At 69.8% G+C, this 19,324-nt stretch carries 17 protein-coding genes and 1 tRNA gene; 9 read left to right on the top strand and 9 right to left on the bottom strand.

From position 1 onward, the window contains the following. Positions 1–14 precede the first annotated feature (14 nt). A complete protein-coding gene (gene bagA, locus L3Q67_RS13095; RefSeq protein ID WP_499189759.1) occupies positions 15–1,019 on the top strand; it encodes a P-loop NTPase family protein in 1,005 nt (334 codons plus the stop codon). Next, positions 1,019–2,146, top strand: coding sequence for an ArsA family ATPase (gene bagB / locus L3Q67_RS13090; protein WP_499189758.1), 1,128 nt, complete (start codon positions 1,019–1,021; stop codon positions 2,144–2,146). The genes bagA and bagB overlap by 1 nt, the downstream gene beginning before the upstream one ends. A 4-nt stretch (positions 2,147–2,150) precedes the next feature. Here bagB and L3Q67_RS13085 read toward each other — a convergent pair whose 3' ends face one another. Beyond that, positions 2,151–2,483, bottom strand: a complete 333-nt coding sequence (locus L3Q67_RS13085; protein WP_499189757.1) for a WhiB family transcriptional regulator — start codon at positions 2,481–2,483, stop codon at positions 2,151–2,153. Positions 2,484–2,798: 315 nt separating this feature from the next. Between L3Q67_RS13085 and L3Q67_RS13080 the strand changes: the two genes are divergently transcribed. The 3 genes from L3Q67_RS13080 to L3Q67_RS13070 all read left to right on the top strand — a co-directional run bounded on the left by L3Q67_RS13080 (position 2,799) and on the right by L3Q67_RS13070 (position 6,112). Then, entirely contained in the window at positions 2,799–4,955 is a 2,157-nt protein-coding gene (locus tag L3Q67_RS13080; protein WP_499189756.1) for a transglycosylase domain-containing protein, read from the top strand. A gap of 127 nt (positions 4,956–5,082) precedes the next feature. Further along, positions 5,083–6,009, top strand: a complete 927-nt coding sequence (locus L3Q67_RS13075) for a metallophosphoesterase (RefSeq protein ID WP_499191518.1) — start codon at positions 5,083–5,085, stop codon at positions 6,007–6,009. Between the two features lie 29 nt (positions 6,010–6,038). Then, positions 6,039–6,112: transfer RNA gene (locus tag L3Q67_RS13070), tRNA-Pro, on the top strand. 540 nt (positions 6,113–6,652) lie between these two features. On the opposite strand, the gene L3Q67_RS13065 is transcribed toward L3Q67_RS13070, so the two are convergent. Next, positions 6,653–7,420 carry a class I SAM-dependent methyltransferase gene (locus tag L3Q67_RS13065; protein WP_499189755.1) on the bottom strand — a complete coding sequence of 256 codons (768 nt, stop codon included), beginning with the start codon at positions 7,418–7,420 and terminating at the stop codon, positions 6,653–6,655. Between the two features lie 97 nt (positions 7,421–7,517). Here L3Q67_RS13065 and L3Q67_RS13060 point away from each other — a divergent pair, with 97 nt between their 5' ends. Beyond that, complete coding sequence (locus tag L3Q67_RS13060) at positions 7,518–9,350, top strand: alpha/beta hydrolase (protein WP_499189754.1); 1,833 nt, start codon at positions 7,518–7,520, stop codon at positions 9,348–9,350. A 104-nt stretch (positions 9,351–9,454) separates the two neighbouring features. On the opposite strand, the gene L3Q67_RS13055 is transcribed toward L3Q67_RS13060, so the two are convergent. The 3 genes from L3Q67_RS13055 to L3Q67_RS13045 form a co-directional block, all read right to left on the bottom strand. Further along, the gene (locus L3Q67_RS13055; RefSeq protein ID WP_499189753.1) at positions 9,455–9,931 is read right to left on the bottom strand and encodes a Dps family protein; all 477 of its coding nucleotides are present in this window, start codon (positions 9,929–9,931) and stop codon (positions 9,455–9,457) included. Between the two features lie 14 nt (positions 9,932–9,945). After that, on the bottom strand, positions 9,946–10,377 hold the full coding sequence (locus L3Q67_RS13050) for an organic hydroperoxide resistance protein (RefSeq protein ID WP_499189752.1): 432 nt from the start codon (positions 10,375–10,377) through the stop codon (positions 9,946–9,948). Between the two features lie 126 nt (positions 10,378–10,503). Continuing rightward, entirely contained in the window at positions 10,504–11,073 is a 570-nt protein-coding gene (locus L3Q67_RS13045) for an NADPH-dependent FMN reductase (protein ID WP_499191517.1), read from the bottom strand. 181 nt (positions 11,074–11,254) lie between these two features. On the opposite strand from L3Q67_RS13045, the gene L3Q67_RS13040 reads away from it, so the two are divergent. Beyond that, positions 11,255–12,310 (top strand): alpha/beta hydrolase, encoded by a 1,056-nt coding sequence (locus tag L3Q67_RS13040; protein WP_499189751.1) that lies wholly within the window; start codon positions 11,255–11,257, stop codon positions 12,308–12,310. Between the two features lie 78 nt (positions 12,311–12,388). Here the strand turns inward: L3Q67_RS13040 and L3Q67_RS13035 are convergent, their stop codons facing one another. Continuing rightward, positions 12,389–13,822 carry a catalase gene (locus L3Q67_RS13035; RefSeq protein ID WP_499189750.1) on the bottom strand — a complete coding sequence of 478 codons (1,434 nt, stop codon included), beginning with the start codon at positions 13,820–13,822 and terminating at the stop codon, positions 12,389–12,391. 192 nt (positions 13,823–14,014) lie between these two features. On the opposite strand from L3Q67_RS13035, the gene L3Q67_RS13030 reads away from it, so the two are divergent. Then, a complete protein-coding gene (locus tag L3Q67_RS13030; RefSeq protein WP_499191516.1) occupies positions 14,015–15,142 on the top strand; it encodes an MFS transporter in 1,128 nt (375 codons plus the stop codon). Here the strand turns inward: L3Q67_RS13030 and L3Q67_RS13025 are convergent. Then, complete coding sequence (locus L3Q67_RS13025) at positions 15,139–15,522, bottom strand: DUF8711 family protein (protein ID WP_499189749.1); 384 nt, start codon at positions 15,520–15,522, stop codon at positions 15,139–15,141. The two genes, L3Q67_RS13030 and L3Q67_RS13025, sit on opposite strands and share 4 nt — an antisense overlap. Before the next feature lie 263 nt (positions 15,523–15,785). Next, entirely contained in the window at positions 15,786–16,976 is a 1,191-nt protein-coding gene (locus L3Q67_RS13020; protein ID WP_499189748.1) for an RtcB family protein, read from the bottom strand. 158 nt (positions 16,977–17,134) lie between these two features. Between L3Q67_RS13020 and L3Q67_RS13015 the strand changes: the two genes are divergently transcribed. Continuing rightward, on the top strand, positions 17,135–18,199 hold the full coding sequence (locus L3Q67_RS13015) for a hypothetical protein (protein WP_499189747.1): 1,065 nt from the start codon (positions 17,135–17,137) through the stop codon (positions 18,197–18,199). A gap of 58 nt (positions 18,200–18,257) precedes the next feature. On the opposite strand, the gene L3Q67_RS13010 is transcribed toward L3Q67_RS13015, so the two are convergent. Next, positions 18,258–19,322 carry an aspartate-semialdehyde dehydrogenase gene (locus L3Q67_RS13010; RefSeq protein WP_499189746.1) on the bottom strand — a complete coding sequence of 355 codons (1,065 nt, stop codon included), beginning with the start codon at positions 19,320–19,322 and terminating at the stop codon, positions 18,258–18,260. Positions 19,323–19,324 lie beyond the last annotated feature (2 nt).

Here is a 19,324-nt window from a genome sequence, read left to right as displayed (position 1 = left end):
TTTAGGCTGGCGACGTGACCACTCCCCCGGCCGGCTGGACCGACGAACTCGCCAGAGCCCGGCTCCACTTCGTCACCGGCAAGGGCGGTACGGGCAAGACCACGCTCGCCGCCGCGCTGGCGCTGGCGCTCGCCCACGGCGGGCGCCGGGTGCTGCTGGTCGAGGTCGAGGGCAGGCAGGGGGTCGCGCAGCTCTTCGACACCGAGCCGCTGCCCTACGCCGAGCAGCGGATCGCCTCCGCGCCGGGCGGCGGCGAGGTCCGCGCCCTGCACATCGACGCCGAGGCCGCGCTGCTCGAGTACTTCGAGATGTTCTACAACCTGGGCTTCGCCGGGCGGACGCTGCGGCGCATGGGCGCGATCGAGTTCGCCACCACCCTCGCGCCCGGTCTGCGCGACGTGCTGCTCACCGGCAAGATCAAAGAATGCGTGCGGCGAACCGAGTCCGACGGCCGCTACTCCTACGACGCGGTGATCGTGGACTCGCCGCCCACCGGCCGCGTGGTCAAGTTCCTGGACGTGACCAAGGCGCTGACCGACCTCGCCAAGACCGGCCCGATCCGCGGCCAGGCCGAGGGCGTGGTCCGGCTGCTGCACTCCGGCGAAACCGCCGTCCACCTGGTCACCCTGCTCGAAGAGATGCCCGTGCGCGAGACGGTCGAGGCGGTCGCCGAACTCGACGGCGCCGATCTGCGCCCGGGCGCGGTGCTGGTCAACCGGGTCCGCCCGCCGAGGCTGCCCGCCCGCTCGATCACCGCCGCCGCCGACGGCCGGGTGGACGCCTCCCGCGTGCGCGACGGCCTGACCTCGGCCGGGCTGGCGCTGGACGAGGACACGCTGGAAGCCCTCGTCGAGGAGACCGTGGAGCACGCCATCCGCGTGGCCGCCGAGCAGCGCGCCCGCGAGCAACTGTCCGAAGCGGACCTGCCCACCATCGAACTGCCGGACCTGAACGACGGCGTGGACGTGGCCGCGCTCTACGACCTCGCCGAGGCACTGCTCGAGCAGGGGGTGCGCTGATGGCCGAAGTGCTCGACACCGACGCGCTGATCGACGACGAGAACACCCGCGTGATCGTCTGCTGCGGTTCCGGTGGCGTCGGCAAGACCACCACCGCGGCCGCGCTGGCCCTGCGCGCGGCCGAGCGCGGCAGGCAGACCGTGGTGCTCACCATCGACCCGGCCCGCCGCCTCGCCCAGGCGCTCGGCCTGCGCGAGCTGGGCAACCACCCGAAGCAGGTCAGCGTCGAAGGCTTCGAGCCCAAGGGCGAGCTGTGGGCGATGATGCTCGACATGCGCCGCACCTTCGACGACATGGTGCGCGTGCACGCCGGCCCGGAACGCGCCGAGCAGTTGCTGGCCAATCCCTTCTACCAGACCATTTCCACCTCGTTCTCCGGTACGCAGGAGTACATGGCGATGGAGAAGCTGGGCCAGCTCGCCGCCACCGGCGACTGGGACCTGATCATCGTCGACACCCCGCCGAGCCGGTCCGCGCTGGACTTCCTGGACGCGCCGACCCGGCTGTCCACCGCGCTCGACGGCCGGATGATCCGGCTGCTGACCGGTCCGGCGAAGGCGGGCAGCTGGGGCCTGCGCAAGGTGGTCGGCGCCGGGTTCAGCATGTTCGCCAAGGCCGTCTCGACGATCATCGGCGGGCAGCTGCTGACCGACGCCTCGGCCTTCATGCAGGCCTTCGACACCATGTTCGGCGGCTTCCGCGAGCGGGCGCGCAAAACCGCGGAACTGCTGCGCTCGCAGGGCACCGCGTTCCTGGTGGTGGCCGCGCCGGAGCCGGACGCCCTGCGCGAGGCCAGTTATTTCGTGGACCGGCTGTCCGAGGAGTCCATGCCGCTGGCCGGGCTGGTGGCGAACCGTACCCACCCGGTGCTCGCCGAGCTGACCGCGCCGAAGGCACTGGCCGCGGCCGACTCGCTCGAACGCTCGGACAAGACCTCGCCGCTGGCGGTGGCCGTGCTCCGGCTGCACGCCGACCGGGTGGCGCTGGCCGACCGCGAGCGGCGGCTGCTGGCCCGGTTCACCAAGGCCCATCCGGGGGTCCCCGTGGCGAGCGTGCCCGCACTGCCGAGTGACGTGCACGACCTCGACGGACTGCGTGACATCGGGGACCGGCTGGCCGGCGGCTGACGCGCTAACCGACCCGGACGGCGTCTTCGGCGTCTTCGGCGTCTTCGGCGTCGATCCCGGCGAATTCGCGCTTGGCCGTCATCAGCAGTTCCTGCCAGGACCCCACGTCCGGGCGGCGGCGCAGCAGCGCGCGGCGTTCCCGTTCGGTCATCCCGCCCCAGACCCCGAAGCTGATCCGGCTGTCCAGCGCCTCGGCCAGGCATTCGGTGCGCACCGGGCACCCCATGCAGACGAGTTTCGCCCGGTTCTGCTCGGCACCCCGGACGAACAGTTCGTCCGGATCGGTGTCCCGGCAGGACGCGTGGACTCGCCAATCGACCTTGTTGTTGTTTTCCATGCCCCCAAGCTCCCTACCTGTTCGATCCCGCAGGCGGGCCTCCCCGGGGTGCGGCACAGCCACCCTGAGTACCCCGCGAGCCGGTCTCTCCCTGTGCTCACGTCGACTGCCGGTGGCCCTCCCTTGGCCACCGGTACCGCCGAACCGACCAGTCCGGGTCACGCCGGACTCACCCATCCGTTGGCTTCTTCCGTGAGTTGTGACGGACTGTATTGGCCATCGGTTCCCCCGCCAAGTTGCCGGTGGTCTTTCGTTACCTCTGCACACGCCCGACGAGGTCACTCGAGCCACACGCGGCACGCGTAGGCTGGGCGCGTGCGGAAAGCGGACGGACTGTTCAAATTGCTCGGCCTCTGCCTGCTCGCGGGGGTGCTCGTAGCCGGTGTGCTGTTCCCGGTGGCCGGTGCCGCCGGAGTGGTCTCCAACCAGGCGAGCGAGACCGTCGACAGCATGTCGTCGGACCTCGCCACCGACCCTCCGCCGCTGGTCAGCACGGTGACCGACAAGGACGGCAAGCCGATCGCGACGCTGTATTCGCAGTACCGGATCCCGACCGCGGCGAACGAGATCTCCGACGCGATGAAGTACGCGCTCATCTCCGTGGAGGACCGCCGGTTCTTCGAGCACCGCGGGGTGGACTGGAAGGGCACCATGCGCGCGGCGATCTCCAACGCCAGCGACGGGGACACCCAGGGTGCTTCCACCCTCACCCAGCAGTATGTGAAGAACTACCTGATCAACGTGGTCTACCGGGACAACAAGGTCGGTCAGGAAAAAGCCCAGGAAGCTTCCATTGCGCGAAAGCTCAAGGAAGCCCGGATCGCCATCCAGCTCGAAACGAAGATGAGCAAGGACCAGATCCTGGCCGGCTACCTGAACGTGGTCGAGTTCTCGCGGCAGATCTACGGCATCGGCGGCGCGGCGAAGGCGTACTTCAACAAAACGCCGAAGGAGCTCGACGCCAAGGAATCGGCACTGCTGGCCGGACTGGTGAACAACCCGATCATGTTCGACCCGTGGAAGAACCCGGAGCGCGCCACCGAGCGCCGCAACCTGGTGCTCGACCGCATGGTGGACAACTTCAAGCTCGACCGCGCGGACGCGGAGAAGCTGAAGAAGGAACCGCTCGGCGTGGTCGAGGGCGCCCCGAGCAAGCCGGCCGCGAACTGCACCGGTGCCGGCCCGGAAAACGGTTTCTTCTGCCAGTACGTCGAGGATTACCTGCTCAAGAGCGGAATGTCGAAGGACGACCTGTACACCGGCGGGTACACCATTCGCACCACCATGGACCAGCGGGCCAACCACGAGGCCAAGGTGTCCGCGGAAGCGCAGGTGAAGAAGAACCAGAAGAACGTGGCGAACACGCTTTCCTTGATCAAACCCGGCAAGGACCGGCACGAGGTGGTGGCACTGGCGGCCAACCGCGACTACGGGACGGACGCGGACAGCGGGCAAACCACGTACGCCCTGCCCTCGGGCATCTACAACACCGGTGGCGCGGGTTCGAGCTACAAGATCTTCACCGCCGCGGCGGCGCTGGAGAAGGGCGTCGCGGGAATTCACAGCACCATCCAGACCCCGGAGTTCTACACCTCGAAGGTGTTCACCGGTGGCGGTCCGCAGTGCCCGACGGTGGCCCGCGGCACCCGCGCCTACTGCCTGGCCAACGCCAGTGACGGTTACGGCGGGTCGATGACGCTGCAGAACGCGCTGGCGACCTCGCCGAACACCGGGTTCGTCATCCTCGAGGAACAGACCGGGATGGGCCCGGTGGTGGAGATGGCCAGCCGGCTCGGCCTGCGCGACACGATGGCCAGCAACCTCGGTGGTGGCCAGGTGAAGCCGGACTCGCAGGAATCGGGCGAGAACGTCAGCCAGAGCGTGTTCTTCGGCCCGAGCGAGCGCTCCCCCGGCCAGGGTTCGTTCACCCTCGGCCCGAGCCCGACCTCCGGCCTGGAGCTGGCGAACGTCGCCGCGACGATCATGAGCGGCGGGGTCTGGTGCCCGCCGACGCCGATCGCCCAGGTGCTCGACCGCGACGGCAAGCCGGTGCCGATCAAGGAGCAGGCCTGCGAGCAGGCGATCGAGGAGCCGCTGGCGAACTCGCTGGCGGTCGGCATGAGCAAGGACGAGATCCCGCCGGGCACTTCGGCCGCCGCCGCCGCGGGCGTCGGCTGGAACCGGCCGATGATCGGCAAGACCGGCACCACGCAGGGCAACGGTTCGGCGACCTTCGTCGGCGCCACCCCGCAGCTGGCGGGCGCGGCGATGGTGTTCCGGCCAGAAGGCGGCAAGGGCGGTATTTGCGACGGTGGTGTCGGGAACGTCTACACCTGTGGCACCGGGAACATGTTCGGTGGCAAAACCCCGGCGCGCACGTGGTTCGGGGCGATGTCGAAGATCCTGGAAGGACAGGACGCCCCGCAGCTGCCCCCGTCCGATCCGCGCTTCGAGCGCGCCGGGCGCCGCTGATCCGGTAGGCCGTTGAGACGACATCCTCACCCGGGCAGGTCGGTAACACCGTATTGTGGATGACGTGAGCACGCAGGGTAGTACTGGGAAAACCGGACGGCGGGGCAGGCGGATCCGCAACTACGCACTGGGCACGATCGCCTTGGGCGCGGCCGGGATCGGTTACGCCGCCGGGATCGAGCGCAGGCACTGGACCCTGCGCACCGAGGAAATCCCCGTGCTGGCACCGGGATCGCGGCCGATCAAGGTGCTGCACATCTCGGATCTGCACATGCTGCCCGGCCAGCGGTCCAAGCAGCAGTGGGTGGCCGCGCTCAGCGAACTCAAGCCGGACCTCGTGGTCAACACCGGCGACAACCTCGCGCACCGGCAGGCCGTGCCGTCGGTGCTGCGCGCGCTCAACCCCTTGCTCGAAGTACCCGGCGTCTTCGTCTTCGGCAGCAACGACTACTACGGCCCGAAACCGAAGAACCCGGCGCGCTACCTGATGCCGAAGGGCCGCAAGAAACTGATCCACGGGCTGCACCTGCCGTGGCGCGACCTGCGGGCCGCGCTGATCGAACACGGCTGGCTGGACCTGACCCACGTCCGGCGCACGGTGGAGGTCGCCGGACAGCAGGTGTTCGCGGCCGGGGTCGACGACCCGCACCTGCACCGCGACCGCTACGCCGACATCTCCGGCGAGGCCGACCGCGCCGCCGCGCTGCGCATCGGGGTCACGCACTCGCCGGAGCCGCGCGTCCTCGACCCGTTCGCCGCCGACGGCTACGACCTCGTGCTCGCCGGGCACACCCACGGCGGCCAGCTCCGCATCCCCGGGTACGGCGCGCTGGTGACCAACTGCGCCCTCGACCGCAGCCGCGCCCGCGGCCTCTCCCGCTGGGGCGCGAACATGTGGCTGCACGTTTCCGCTGGTCTGGGCACTTCGCCGTACGCGCCGGTGCGCTTCGCCTGCCCCCCGGAGGCCAGCCTGCTGACCCTGGTCGCCAGGGACGATCGGCCCGGCGGAGTCCACAAGGCCACCCGCCGCAAAGCCCGCACCGACGTCCGCTAGACTTCTCCACGACCCGTTAAGCAGTACCCCGGGGTGTGGCGCAGCTTGGTAGCGTGCCTCGTTCGGGTCGAGGAGGTCGTGGGTTCAAATCCCGCCACCCCGACGCACGAAAAATGGGGAGGCCCCTGTTCGCGGAAATCGCGAACAGGGGCCTTTTCGTGCGGTGCTTGTCCGGGGGTCGGACCCCCGGGCCCCCGCCAGGGAGGCTCCGCCCCCTGGACCCCCGAATGCGGACGGGGTACATCTGATCTTGAGGTGCCGTTCCCCTGGGCGCGGCCGGGGGTACATCTGATCTTCGAGTGCCGTTCCCCCGGGCGCGGCGAGGTGCAGTTGATCTTTGAGTGCCGTTTCTGGGTTGTCGGTTGCGGGCGGCCCGTTGGCCTGAGTGTTCGGGGCCAAGGCGCTTGTTGAGGGAGTCTTCTGGGGGCGAGCCCTCTGGATCCCCGGGTGCGGCCGGGGTACATCTGATCTTGAGGTGCCGTTCCCCCGGCACGGCGGGGGCACATTTGATCTTGAGTGCCGTTTTCTGGCTGTCGGTTGCGGGCGAGGGCTGTCGGCCCTGGGTGGTCGGGGGCGCGGCGCTTGTTGCGGGAGTTTCTGGGAGGCGAACCCGCGAACCGGTGCCGGGGGCGTGTGGGTGGGGTTATCGGTTGGCGATTATGTCTACCCAGCATTGGCTGAATTGGCCGTCTCCGGCGCGTGACCACACCCAGGCGCTGCGCGCGGCGCTGGCCAGTTGCGGGTGGTCGGCGCCCGCCGAGTCCAGACCGGCGATCAGCCCGTTCTCCACCTCGCGCGACAGCTCGCGGTAGGTCAGGTCCGCGCGGTACCGCACGTGCTCCCGCACCCCGCCGAAACCCGCCCTCGCCACCTTGTCCGCGATGTGGCGCCCGGCGAACGGGTCCCCGCCGTCGCGGCGGCGGAGCAGGTAGTGACCCCGCAGCGCGGCCACCACGTTCGCCGTCTTCGGCCGCAGCTTCGCCCGACTCCAGTCCGGTGTGGACAGAGCGAGCACACCGCCGGGCCGCAGCACCCGCCACAGCTCGGACAGCACCACGTCGCTCCGCGAGACCATTTCGAACAGGCCGTGCGCGAACGCGAGGTCGAAGCTCCCGTCGGGCAGCGGCAGCGCGTACTCCGAACCGGCGACGAAGTCCACAGTGGACGACCCGACCGCGTAGCCCGCCGTCTCACCCACCGGACCGGGCACGTGGTCCACCCCGACCACCTGCAGCTCGTCGGCCGCCGAGGCCAGGCCGTGCGTGGTCACCCCGGTGCCGCAGCCGAGGTCGAGCACGCGCATCCCCGGCCGCATCCAGCGCAGGGCGAACGCCGTCCGCTCGGCGCCGACGCGCGCGGACACCTCCGAGAGCTCGAACGGGGGCCGTCCCGGCGCGAATGCCTCCTGCACTCCGCACACAGTACGGCCAGACCACGACACGTTCGAGCAAAAGATTCTCCGAGCCCGGGGTCCCCACCCCGATGGCCCAAGCTGGCAGGATCGAGCCGTGAGCACCCCGTACCCACCCGCCCAGGTCCCTGACCGCCTCTTCGACGACGAGGCCGCCGAAGCGCGGTGGCGAGCCCGCTTCGGCGCGTCCCGGATGTCGGCGCCCGACTGGGCCGTCGACGCGCCGGAAGCCAGCATCTACGTCTCCAACGCCAGCGGCGTGTGGGAGGTCTACGCCTGGAACCGCGCCACCGGCGCCCACCGCAAGGTCACCGATCGGCCGAACGGCACCATGCACGCCGTGCCCTCCCCGGACGGCCGGTGGATCTGGTGGTTCAACGACACCGACGGTGACGAGTTCGGCTCGTGGGTGCGCCAGCCGTTCGAGGGCGAGGGCACCGTGGAGCCCGCGATCCCGGACGTGCACGACGGCTACTCCGCGGGGCTCGACATCGGCCACCGCGTCGTGGTGGTCGGCGTGTCCACCGACGACGGCAGCGAACTGTTCGCGCGCACCGGCACCGAGACCAAGACCTTCTACCGCCACGAGGACGACGCCGGTATCGCCGGGCTGTCCCGCGACGAGACGCTGGTCGCCATCGCGCACTCCGAGCACGGTGATTCGCGCCACCCGGCCGTCCGCGTGCTGCGCACCGAGGACTTCGCCACCGTCGCCGACAAGTGGGACGGCGAGGGCAAGGGCCTGACCCCGCTGGAATTCTCGCCGGTGTCCGGCGACCAGCGCCTGTTGCTGCTGCACGAGCGCCGCGGCCGCGAGGAACTGCTGGTCTGGGACACCGCCGCGGACACCGAGACCGAGCTCGAGCTGGACCTGCCCGGCGAGGTCAGCGCCGGCTGGTACCCGCAGGCCGACGCGCTGCTCGTGGTGCACTTCCACCAGGGCCGCAGCTCGCTGTACCGGTACGACCTGTCGACCGCCGAATTGTCCTCATTGGACACCCCGCCGGGGCGCATCGGCGGCGCGGGCGTGCGCCCGGACGGCACGGTCGAGTACTCGTGGTCGAACGCGGCGAAGCCACCGATGATCCGCGCGCGCACGGCCGACGGCGACGAGCGCGTGCTGCTGACCCCGCCGGGCGAGCCCGCGCCGGAGTCGGCGCCGGTGGTCGACGCCTTCGTCGAGGGCGTCGGCGGCCGGATCCACGCGCTGTACTCGCGGCCGGTCGGCGCGCCGGACGGTCCGCTGCCGACGGTGTTCGCCCTGCACGGTGGTCCGCACGCGGCCGACGAGGACCGGTTCTCCGCCTACCGGGCGACCTGGCTGGACGCCGGTTTCGCGGTGGTCGAGGTGAACTACCGCGGGTCCACCGGCTACGGCTCGGCCTGGCGGGACGCGATCGAGGGCCGTCCCGGGCTGACCGAGCTGGAGGACGTGGCCGCGGTGCACGACTGGGCTGTCGGGAGTGGACTCGCGGACCCGGCGAAGTGCGTGGTCAACGGCGCCTCCTGGGGCGGCTACCTGACGCTGCTGGCACTGGGCACGCAGCCGGAGCGCTGGGCGGCGGGGATCGCCGGGGTGCCGGTGGCGGACTACGTCGCCGCCTACGAGGACGAGATGGAGCAGCTGCGCTCGTTCGACCGGGCGCTGTTCGGCGGCTCGCCGGAGGACGTGCCCGCGGTCTACCGCGAGTGCTCGCCGATCACCTACGTGGACGCGGTCACCGCGCCGGTGCTGGTGCTGGCCGGGGACAACGACCCGCGCTGCCCGATCCGGCAGATCGAGAACTACCTGGACAAGCTGGCCGCGCGCTCGGCACCGTACGAGTTCTACCGCTACGACGCGGGCCACGGCTCACTGGTGATCGCCGAAACGGTCAAGCAGACCGCCATCGAAGTGCACTTCGCACAACGCGCCCTCGACCTCGCCTGAACGCTAGCCCTCGGCCTGGCTTGAACGCTATGAGTGGGGCATTACTTGCATTCATTGCTAGTAATGCCCCACTCATAGCATTCGTCTGGCGGGCTGGGACGGGGTCAAGCGGCTTGGGCCTGCCACATCCAGTGGGCCTCTTCGAGCTTGTTGGTGATCTCGATCAGCAGGTCCTGGGTGACCAGGTCGCTCTTGTCGGTCTCGTCGATGCGCTTGCGCAGCCGCTGGATCAGCTCGGTGAGGATGTCGACGATGGCGGCGACGGTCTTCTCGTCGGACTGCCAGTTGTCCGGGTAGTCCGGCAGGCTCGAGCTGGCGACCACCGTCTTGGCCTTGCCGTTCGGCGAGATGCCGATGGCGTTGGCCCGCTCGGCGACCGAGTCGGTGTAGGTCCGCGCGGTGTCCACCAGCTCGTCGAGCTGCAGGTGCACGCTGCGGAAGTTCTTCCCGACCACGTTCCAGTGGGCTTGCTTGGCGATCAGCGACAGGTCCACGAGGTCGACCAGGGTCGCCTGGAGCACGTTCCCGGTGACTTCCTTGTCGCTCTCGCTGAGCGGACTCTTGATCGGCGCGTGTGCCATGGTGTGCCGTCCTCTCAATCCGTGGTGGTGGCGGTGACCGTGACCGCGATGTTGCCGCGGGTGGCGCTGGAGTACGGGCAGAGCTGGTGCGCCTGGGTCACCAGTTCGTTCGCCTTGCCCTGCTCCATGCCGCTGAGCTTGGTGTCGAGTTCGACGCTCAGTTCGAACTTCCCCTGCTCGTTCTTGCCTATGCCGACCCGCGCGGTGACTTCGGACGCACCGGGGTCGACGCCGAGCCGGCGCGCGGCCATCTTCAGCGCGCTGTGGAAGCAGGCCGCGTAGCCGGCCGCGAAGAGCTGTTCCGGATTCGTGTGTTCCCCGCCGGGACCGCCGAGCTCCTTGGGTGTGGTCAGCGTCTCGTCGATGATCCCGTCGGACGAGGTGACCTCGCCGTCCCGGCCTTCGCCGCGGGCCACCGCCTCGGCGGTGTAGAGCGCCTGGACCAATCTCCTCGCCTTCCTCCGCTGTCGGGTGCATCGGGTCTTCACCCGGTACAACGCCAGGTGGACGGCCGAAAATGCCGTGCCATGACAGGCGTCACCCGGGCGGATACCCTGGCGCGGACGGCCGAATCAGCGCCCGGCGCGGAAACGCGCGAATTCCACCACTTGGGTACCGATGGTGCGGAGGGTGAACTCGGCTTTCTCCGAGGAGCAGCCGCCTGCCTCGTCGAATTTGACCTCGGCGGAGTTGATCGCGCCGCCGAGCGGCGTCGGCCATCCCCGCAGGGCATGCGTGATGGTGCGGAGCTGGGCGAGCGTGGCGACCGAGGCCTGCCAGCCGAAGGCGATCGAGGTCAGGCCGACCGCGCGGCCGTCGAGGTACGGGCGTTCGTCGCCGCGCAGGTCCTCGATGTAGTCCAGGGCGTTCTTCACCAGGCCGGACAGGGCGCCGTGGTAACCGGGCGAGGCGATGATCACGCCGTCGGCGGTGCGCACTTGTTCGACCAGGTACGCCGCTTCCGGGGTGCGGTCGATCTCCCCGGCGTCGTAGAAGGGCAGCGCCAGCTCGGAACCGGTGATCGCGAGGGTTTCCGCGCCCGCGCTCTCGGCGCCTGCCAGCGCCATGCGGAGGGCACGCTCGGTCTGGGAACCGTCCCGCAGCGAGCCGCCGAGGCCCACCACCTTGATGGCCATCCCCATCACCGCGCCTTCCACGTCCCCGGCAAGCCTGTCACCACTCACTCATTCGAGGCTAGCCCCTCCACTTAACTGGAGGACCAGGCATTCCACCCGAGTTCCGCGTCACACCCACCCCCTGGCGAGCGGTGCTACTGGCAAGTAGCCTCATACCGCCAGTATCTCGGCCGGGAGGAAACCCACCATGACCGTGCCCGTGCAGATCCGCGTGCAAGCCGCCGCGGCCCAGTTGCTCTACGCCCTGCCGACGCCGGTCAAACGGCTGATCGCCGGGGCGCCGATCCGGCTGGACGGGCAGGAGCTCGCGCTCGACGCGCAGTTGCTGCTGAGGTTGCAGCAGCTCACCGGTGCCGAGCTGGCCGGGCATTCGGTGGAGCGCTCGCGGGCGGACCTGGACGTGTCCCGCCACCTGGTCAGCGGCAAGCCGATCGAGCCGGTGCACACCCGCGAGCTGACGATCCCCGCGCCGACGGGCGGTATCGAGGCGACGCTGTACACCCCGGAGGGCCTGCCCGAGCCGTCCGGCCTGCTGGTGTTCTTCCACGGTGGCGGCTGGGTGGTCGGCACCAGGAACAGCCACGACAACACCGCGCGCTTCTTGGCCAAGCACGCCGGCGTGCGCGTGCTGTCGGTGGACTACCGGCTGGCGCCGGAGCACCCGTTCCCGGCCGCCGCCGAGGACGCGCTGGCGGCCTTCGACTACGCCCACGCCAAGGCGGGCGAACTGGGTGCGGACCCGGCGCGGATCGCGGTCGGCGGGGACAGCGCGGGCGGCAACCTCGCGGCGGTCACCGCGCTGGTGACCACCCGGCGCGGCGGCCCGGCCCCGGCGTTCCAGCTGCTGTTCTACCCGGCGGTGGACCTGAGCACGCGGCGCCGGTCGCGGGAGATCTTCGGCGACGGCTTCTTCCTCACCGACGCCCAGATGACCTGGTTCGCCGACCACTACGCGCCCGAAGGCGTCGACCGGACCGACATCCGCATGTCGCCGCTGCTGGCCGAGGACCTCAGCGGACTGCCGCCCGCCTACCTGGCCACCGCCGGGTTCGACCCGCTGCGGGACGAGGGCGAGGCGTACGCGAAGAAGCTCGAAGAGGCGGGCGTGCCGGTGGCGCTGAACCGCCAGGAGGACCTGATCCACGGCTACGTGAACTTCCTCGGCATCGGCCGCCGATTCCGCGAAGCCACCGCCGAAGCCGCGGGCGCGCTGCGCCTCGGGTTGAGCAAGAAGAAGAGCTGACCCAGCGCGGCCCGGCGAGTCCGAAGACTCACCGGGCCGCTGTGTGGTGGGAGCGTCCGCCCTCGACGGGCGGGGGTCCTACTTCCCGAACGCCGCGGCGACCTTGTCGCCGAGGTTCTTGTCCACATTGCGCCAGTACTCGAAGACACGCTCGAGCACCGGCTGGGAGACGTCGTTCGAGGCGTGGCCGATGATGTTGCTCGCCAGCCGTTCCCGCTGGTCGTCGTCCATCACCTCGCGGACCAGGGTGCCCGGCTGCCCGAAGTCGTCGTCCTCGGTGTGCAGCTTGTAGGCCGAGCGGACGACCTCGTCCTCGACGCCGTAGGCCGACGCGGTCTCGCTCGCGTCGGCGTGCGGGCCGCCGAAGGAGTTGGGCGCGTAGACCGGGTCGCCCGGGTTGGTGAAGCGCATCTGCCCGTCGCGCGAGTAGCTGTGCACCGGTGACTTCGGCGCGTTGACCGGCAGCTGGGTGTAGTTCGCGCCGATGCGGTAGCGGTGCGCGTCCGGGTAGGCGAAGAGCCTGCCCTGCAGCATCTTGTCCGGCGACGGGCCGATGCCCGGCACCAGGTTGGACGGCTCGAAGGCGGCCTGCTCGATCTCGGCGAAGTAGTTCGACGGGTTGCGGTCGAGCACGTAGCGGCCGACCTTGATCAGCGGGTAGTCACCCTGCGGCCACACCTTGGTCAGGTCGAACGGGTTGAACCGGTAGTCCGCGGCGTCGGCGTAGGGCATCACCTGCACGTGGAGCGTCCAGCTCGGGTGGTTGCCCTTTTCGATGTTCTTGAACAGGTCGCGGATGTAGAAGTCGGAGTCCACCCCGGCGATGCGGTCGGCGTCGGCCTGGGTCAGGTAGCCGATGCCCTGGTCGGTCTTGAAGTGGTACTTGACCCAGAACTTCTCGCCGCCGGCGTTCTCCCACAGGTAGGTGTGCGAGCCGTAGCCGTTCATCTCGCGCCAGTTCGACGGGATGCCGCGATCGCCCATCAGCCAGGTGACCTGGTGCGCCGACTCCGGGCGCAGGGTCCAGAAGTCCCACTGGATGTTGTGGTCGCGCAGGTGGTTGTCGGCGCGACGCTTCTGCGAGTGGATGAAGTCCGGGAACTTGATCGGGTCGCGGATGAAGAACACCGGGGTGTTGTTGCCGACCAGGTCGTAGTTGCCCTGCGAGGTGTAGAACTTCACCGCGAAGCCGCGCGGGTCGCGCCAGGTGTCGGGCGAGCCGTTCTCACCGGCCACCGACGAGAAGCGGATCACGCTCTCGGTCCGCGTGCCCGGCTGGAACAACGCGGCCTTGGTGAACTGGCTGACGTCCTCGGTCACCTCGAGGAAGCCGAACGCACCACCGCCCTTCGCGTGCACCACGCGCTCCGGCACGCGCTCGCGGTTGAACTGCGCGTTCTTCTCGATGAGGTAGTGGTCCTGCAGCAGGATCGGGCCGTTGGCCCCCAGCGTCAGCGAATCGTTGTCGCTGGCGACCGGGATGCCCACGTTGTTGGTGGTCGGCTGGGTCACGCCGGGGCCTCCTGTAGTGGCGGGGTGAAGCTCGTGCACCTCCCACTGTGCCGAGTTTTCTGGAACGAGTCAAGAAAACTGGCGGCCGCCGGGTAAAAAACTTGCACGGGCGTACCAGGAGTTGGTGTGATCGGTTCCGTGCCGCTCCAGCCCTACCGCCGCCTGCTCGCGCTGCCGTCGGTACCCAGTTCGATGCTGCTGATGTTCTTCGCGCGGCTGCCGGTCACCGCGATGGGGATCACGCTGACGCTGCACGTGGTCAGCGACCTCGGCCGCGGTTACGGCGAGGCCGGACTGGTCGGCACGGCGTCCACGGCGGGCAGCGCGCTCGGCGCGCCGCTGGTCGGCCGGATGATCGACCGGTACGGGCTGCGGCCGGTGGTGCTGGTCTGCGGCACGGTCTCGGCCACCTACTTCCTGTCCACCCCGCACCTGCCGTACCTGGCGCTGGTGCTGGTCGCGCTGCCCGCCGGGGTGCTGGCCGTGCCGGCGGGCTCGATCGCGCGGCAGGTGCTGGCCGCGCTGGTGCCGGAGACGCAGCGGCGGACGGCGTACTCGCTGGACACCGTGTCGCTCGAAGTGACGTTCATGATCGGCCCGGCGACCGGGATCCTGCTCAGCACGCAGTTCTCGTCGGCGGTCGCGCTGACTTCGATCGGCGCGCTGTCCGGTGCGGTGGCGGCGCTGCTGTACCTGACGAACCCGCCGGTGCGCGCGGGGCACGAGGCGATCACCGGCACGCGGCCGCCGCTGCGGTCGTGGCTGAGCCGAGAGCTGATCGCCACCCTGCTGATCGCCGTCGGCGCGTTGTTCGTGCTGGTCGGCATGGAACTGGCCGCGCTGGCGTCGCTGCGGGAGAACGGCGAGGTCGGCTGGACGGGCGTGGTCATCGCGGTGATGTGCGTGGCGTCACTGGTGGGCGGCATCGCGCACGGGGCGGTGCACCGGTCGTTGTCGCAGGTGACGCTGATGGTGCTGCTGGCGGTGCTGACGATCCCGGTCGGCCTGGTGGACTCGCCGTGGTGGCTGCTGGCGCTGGTACTGGTGCCCGCGAACGTGGTGTGCGCGCCGACGATCGCCGCCACCACGGAGGCGGTCACCTCGCTGGCGCCGGTGCGCGTCCGCGGGGAAGCGATGGGCCTGCAGGACTCCGCGACGCGCATCGGCCTCGCCCTCGGCGGTCCGGTGGTCGGGTTCGTGATGGACCACTCGTCGCCGGGCTGGGGCTTCGTGGCCTCCGGCCTCGGCGGCCTGCTGCTCGCCTCGACCGGCATCCTGCTGCGGCTCCGCTTCCGCGCGCGGACGGCGGCGGCTTCCTAGAGGCAGGCCTTCTGCAGCTGTTCGAGGTCGGTGAGGCTGCGCTGGAGCCAGTCGTTGACGTTGCCGAGCTGGTCGGACTTCTGCTGCTCGAGCTCGACGTAGGAATCGGCCATCGCGAAGAGGGACTGCTGCACGTCCTGCTCGGCGACCTGGTTGCCCAGCTCGCGCAGCTTGGTGGCCTTCTCGCCGGCCTGCGCCTGGAGCTGCGCCGGGTCCACGCTGGGATCGAAGTTGGCGATCCCCAGCGCCTCCGTGCACGCGGCGGCTTTGCTGGTGGCGTTGTTGGCCTGGTTCACCGCCTGGGACACCTCGTCACACCCGGCGAGCACCAAGCCCAGCACCGCGATCCCGATCAGGTGTCGTCCAGCAAATTTGGTCATAGCGCCCAACCTACTCGAACCCGACAACCCCAGGACGGGAAGCCTTTTTGTTTTCCGATTTCGCCCCCGTGCATCCCCCGGCCCTTCCCTGGGGGGCGTCCCCGAACCCAGCGTACCGAGATCGGTGGGGTCGCAGGGGGGATGCACCGGATCTGTGGACAACCGGTGCTGTTGTGGACCGATCCCGCGCCCCTGGGGACACGAATGTGGCTTTCGGGGCGTAATCGGCCCCCAAAGCCACATTCGTGTCACGGAACCAGGGCTCACCCCTTGACGCAGACGACCTGCTTCAGGTGGGCGACGACCTCCACCAGGTCCGACTGCGCCGCGATGACCGAGTCGATGTCCTTGTAGGCGGCCGGGATTTCGTCCACCACGCCCGAGTCCTTGCGGCATTCGACGCCGTCGGTCTGGGCGGCGAGGTCCGCGGCGGTGTACAGCTTCTTCGCCTTGTTCCGCGACATCCGCCGCCCGGCGCCATGGGAAGCCGACTGGAAGGAGTCCGCATTCCCCAGCCCGCGCACAATGTACGAACCGGTCCCCATGCTGCCCGGGATGATCCCCATGTCCCCCGAACCCGCCCGGATCGCGCCCTTCCGCGTCACGAGCAGCTCGACACCGTCGTACGTCTCCTCCGAAACGTAGTTGTGGTGGCACGAGATGGCGTCGTCGAAGGTCGTCTGCGGCACCTCGTCCTTGAGCGCCTGCTTCACCAGCGCGACCATCGTCGCCCGGTTCCGCGCGGCGTAGTCCTGCGCCCAGAACAGATCCCGCCGGTACGCCTGCATTTCCGGCGTCCCCGCGACGAAAACGGCCAGATCGCGGTCCGGCAGGTCGGCGTTGTGCGGCAGCTTGCGCGCCACGCCCATGTGCCGCTCCGCCAGCTCCTTGCCGATGTTGCGCGAACCCGAGTGCAGCATCAGCCACACCCGCCCCTCGTCCGCGCCACCCTGCTCCAGGCAGACCTCGATGAAGTGGTTCCCGCCGCCGAGGCTGCCGACCTGCCGGTGCGCGCGCTCGCGCAACTCCTGCACGCCGGGGTGCAGCTCACCGAAGCGGTTCCAGAACTCCGACCAGCCACCGACACCGTGCACGCGCGCGGTGTTCACCGGGTTGCGGTGCATGCCGAAGCCGACCGGCACCGCGGATTCGATGCGCCGCCGCAGCTTGCCGAGGTCGTCGGGCAGGTCGGCCGCGGTCAGCGAGGTGCGCACGGCACTCATGCCGCAGCCGATGTCGACCCCGACCGCCGCCGGGGACACCGCGTCGCGCATCGCGATCACACTGCCGACGGTGGCGCCCTTCCCGTAGTGCACGTCGGGCATCACCGCGAGCCCGTGCACCCACGGGAGGTTCGCGACGTTGTGGAGTTGGCGCATCGCCTGCTCTTCGACCGAACGCGGGTCCGCCCACATCCGGATCGGCACGCGCGCGCCGTCCACCGCGGTGTACATGGCTGTTCCTTTCCCCAGGGAATTCCGACGAACCCAGAATCACTCGTTCGGCCGTTCAGCTCAACCGTTTTTACTCCGGTGACGCAGGTCACATCCGGCCAACAATACCCTGGTGAGCTGCGATAAAGGCGCGACCTAACCGAAGACTGGAGCACGCCTTGTCCCTGCTGTCCCTCCCCCGTGAAATCCGGCTCATGCGCGCGCTGTCGAAGGAGGCCAAACGCCGCGGCATCAGCTATGACGAACTCAGCGCCACCATCAGCACCGAGGAACTCGTTCTCCTGGAAGGGAAACAGCCGGACGTGCGGCGGTGGGGCCTGTTCCCGGACGAGGAGATCACCGTGGCGGCACCGGAAAGCCGCACGGTGGCGGCGGTCAGAGCCGGGGACTGGAGGCCGGCCGCGGCGGCACTGGCCGAGCGCACCGACTGGGACCGGCGCGCGGTCGAGGTGGAGGCGCTGGCCGAGGTGGCGGCGGAGGACAACAGCTGGCTGAGAACCTGGCGGGCGCAGGCGCCGGGGGACGTCAACGCGCTGGTGGTGCAGGCGCAGGCGCTCGTCCGCCACGCCTGGAACCTCCGCGGTTCGGCCCGCGCCTCGGACACCTCACCCGAGCAGTTCGCGGCCTTCCGCCGGGCGCTCATCGACGCGCACAAAGCCGCGGAACTGGCGTGCGACGCGGTCCCCGAGGACCCCACCCCGTGGCTGAGCCTGGTCACCATGGCCCGCGGGCTCCAGGTCGGGCACGAACGCTTCCGGCAGTGGTGGGCCGGGTTGATCGCGCGCGCCCCCGCCCACCGCGCCGGGCACGACCAGGCGCTGCAGTACTGGTGCGCGAAGTGGGCCGGCTCCGACGAGCAGATGTTCGGCTTCGCCGAGGCGGCCGCCGCGAACCACCCGGCGCTGTCGTCCCTGCCGCTGCAGGCCGCCTACGAAGCTTCGACGAAGAACCCGAAGGTCTGGCTGGACCGCCGGATCCACCAGCAGACCGACGCGCTGCTCGCCTGGCTCTCCGGTGACGGCGCCACGAGCCCGTACGCCCGCACCGATCGCAGCATCGCCGCGCTCGCGCTGCTCGAGACCAAGCGCTACGACCAGGCCGTGGAGCAGTTCCGCCACGTCGGCCGCCACGCCGACGCGTGGATCTGGCACGACGACGAGTTCCCCCGCCTGAAGTTCCTGCTCGCCCGCGGTGAAGCCTGCCGCCGGGCCCGCCGCCCCTGATCCGGGCGCGGAAAAGGCCGTGGGTGAGCGACACCCACGGCCTTCCCAGACGAACCGGTCAGCCCAGCTGCGGGGCGAGCGTCTCGGCGATCTCGTAGGTGTTCAGCGCCGCGCCCTTGCGCAGGTTGTCCCCGCACACGAAGAAGTCCAGCGTGTTCGGGAAGTCCAGCGCCTGGCGCACCCGGCCGACGTAGGTCGGGTCCTCGCCGACGACCTCGGCCGGCGTCGGGAACACGCCGTTCTCCGGGTCGTCCACCAGCACGATGGTCGGCTGCGCTTCGAGCACCTTGTGCGCTTCCTCCACGGTGACCTCACGCGCGAAGGTGGCGTGCACGGCCAGCGAGTGCGTGGTGACCACCGGGACGCGCACGCAGGTCGCCGAGACCTTCAGGTCCGGGATGCCGAGGATCTTGCGGGATTCGTTGCGCACCTTGAGTTCTTCGGAGTACCAGCCGTCGCCCTTGTAGGAACCGGCCGAGGGCACCACGTTGAACGCCAGCGGTGCGGGGAACGGGGAGTCCGAAATGGACAGACCGGCCGCCTCCAGCGTCTTGCGCACGTCACCGGCGGACACCCCGACCGGCTTGCCAGCGACCGCTTCGAGTTCGGCGTACAGCCGGTCGACACCTTCCTTGCCCGCACCGGAAACCGCCTGGTACGAAGCCACCACGAGTTCCTTCAGCTCGAACTCGCGGTGCAGCGCGCCCAGGGCCGCCATCATCGACAGCGTGGTGCAGTTCGGGTTCGCGATGATGCCGCGCGGGCGCTCGCCGACCTTGTCCGCGTTGACCTCGGGGACCACCAGCGGCACGTCGTCGTCCATCCGGAAGGCGCCGGAGTTGTCCACGGCCACCGCGCCACGGGCCGCCGCGACCGGCGCCCATTCCGCGGAGATCTCGTCGGGCACGTCGAACATCGCCACGTCGACGCCGTCGAAGGCTTCCGCGGTCAACTCGATGACGGTCAGCTCCTCGCCGCGCACGGTGAGCTTCTTGCCCGCCGAGCGCGCCGACGCGATCAGCCGGATTTCGCCCCACGGCACGGTTTCCCGGTTGTTGATGATGTCGATCATCACGGTGCCCACCGCGCCGGTGGCACCGACCAGAGCCAGAACAGGAGCCATTT

Source organism: Saccharothrix sp. AJ9571, assembly GCF_021725495.1.
Lineage (GTDB): Bacteria > Actinomycetota > Actinomycetes > Mycobacteriales > Pseudonocardiaceae > Amycolatopsis > Amycolatopsis magusensis.
The sequence above is the reverse complement of the archived record's forward strand: the minus strand, read 5'-3'. Positions and strand labels throughout refer to the sequence as shown.

What these genes read in the sequence shown, in the direction of transcription:
- bagB (WP_499189758.1), top strand. Translation starts at nt 1,019, where the DNA reads ATGGCCGAAGTGCTCGACACCGACGCGCTGATCGACGACGAGAACACC.
- L3Q67_RS13045 (WP_499191517.1), bottom strand. Translation starts at nt 11,073, where the DNA reads ATGGGGATGGCCATCAAGGTGGTGGGCCTCGGCGGCTCGCTGCGGGAC.
- L3Q67_RS13020 (WP_499189748.1), bottom strand. Translation starts at nt 16,976, where the DNA reads ATGTACACCGCGGTGGACGGCGCGCGCGTGCCGATCCGGATGTGGGCG.
- L3Q67_RS13085 (WP_499189757.1), bottom strand. Translation starts at nt 2,483, where the DNA reads ATGGAAAACAACAACAAGGTCGATTGGCGAGTCCACGCGTCCTGCCGG.
- L3Q67_RS13025 (WP_499189749.1), bottom strand. Translation starts at nt 15,522, where the DNA reads ATGACCAAATTTGCTGGACGACACCTGATCGGGATCGCGGTGCTGGGC.
- L3Q67_RS13040 (WP_499189751.1), top strand. Translation starts at nt 11,255, where the DNA reads ATGACCGTGCCCGTGCAGATCCGCGTGCAAGCCGCCGCGGCCCAGTTG.
- L3Q67_RS13030 (WP_499191516.1), top strand. Translation starts at nt 14,015, where the DNA reads ATGCTGCTGATGTTCTTCGCGCGGCTGCCGGTCACCGCGATGGGGATC.
- L3Q67_RS13010 (WP_499189746.1), bottom strand. Translation starts at nt 19,322, where the DNA reads ATGGCTCCTGTTCTGGCTCTGGTCGGTGCCACCGGCGCGGTGGGCACC.
- L3Q67_RS13055 (WP_499189753.1), bottom strand. Translation starts at nt 9,931, where the DNA reads ATGGCACACGCGCCGATCAAGAGTCCGCTCAGCGAGAGCGACAAGGAA.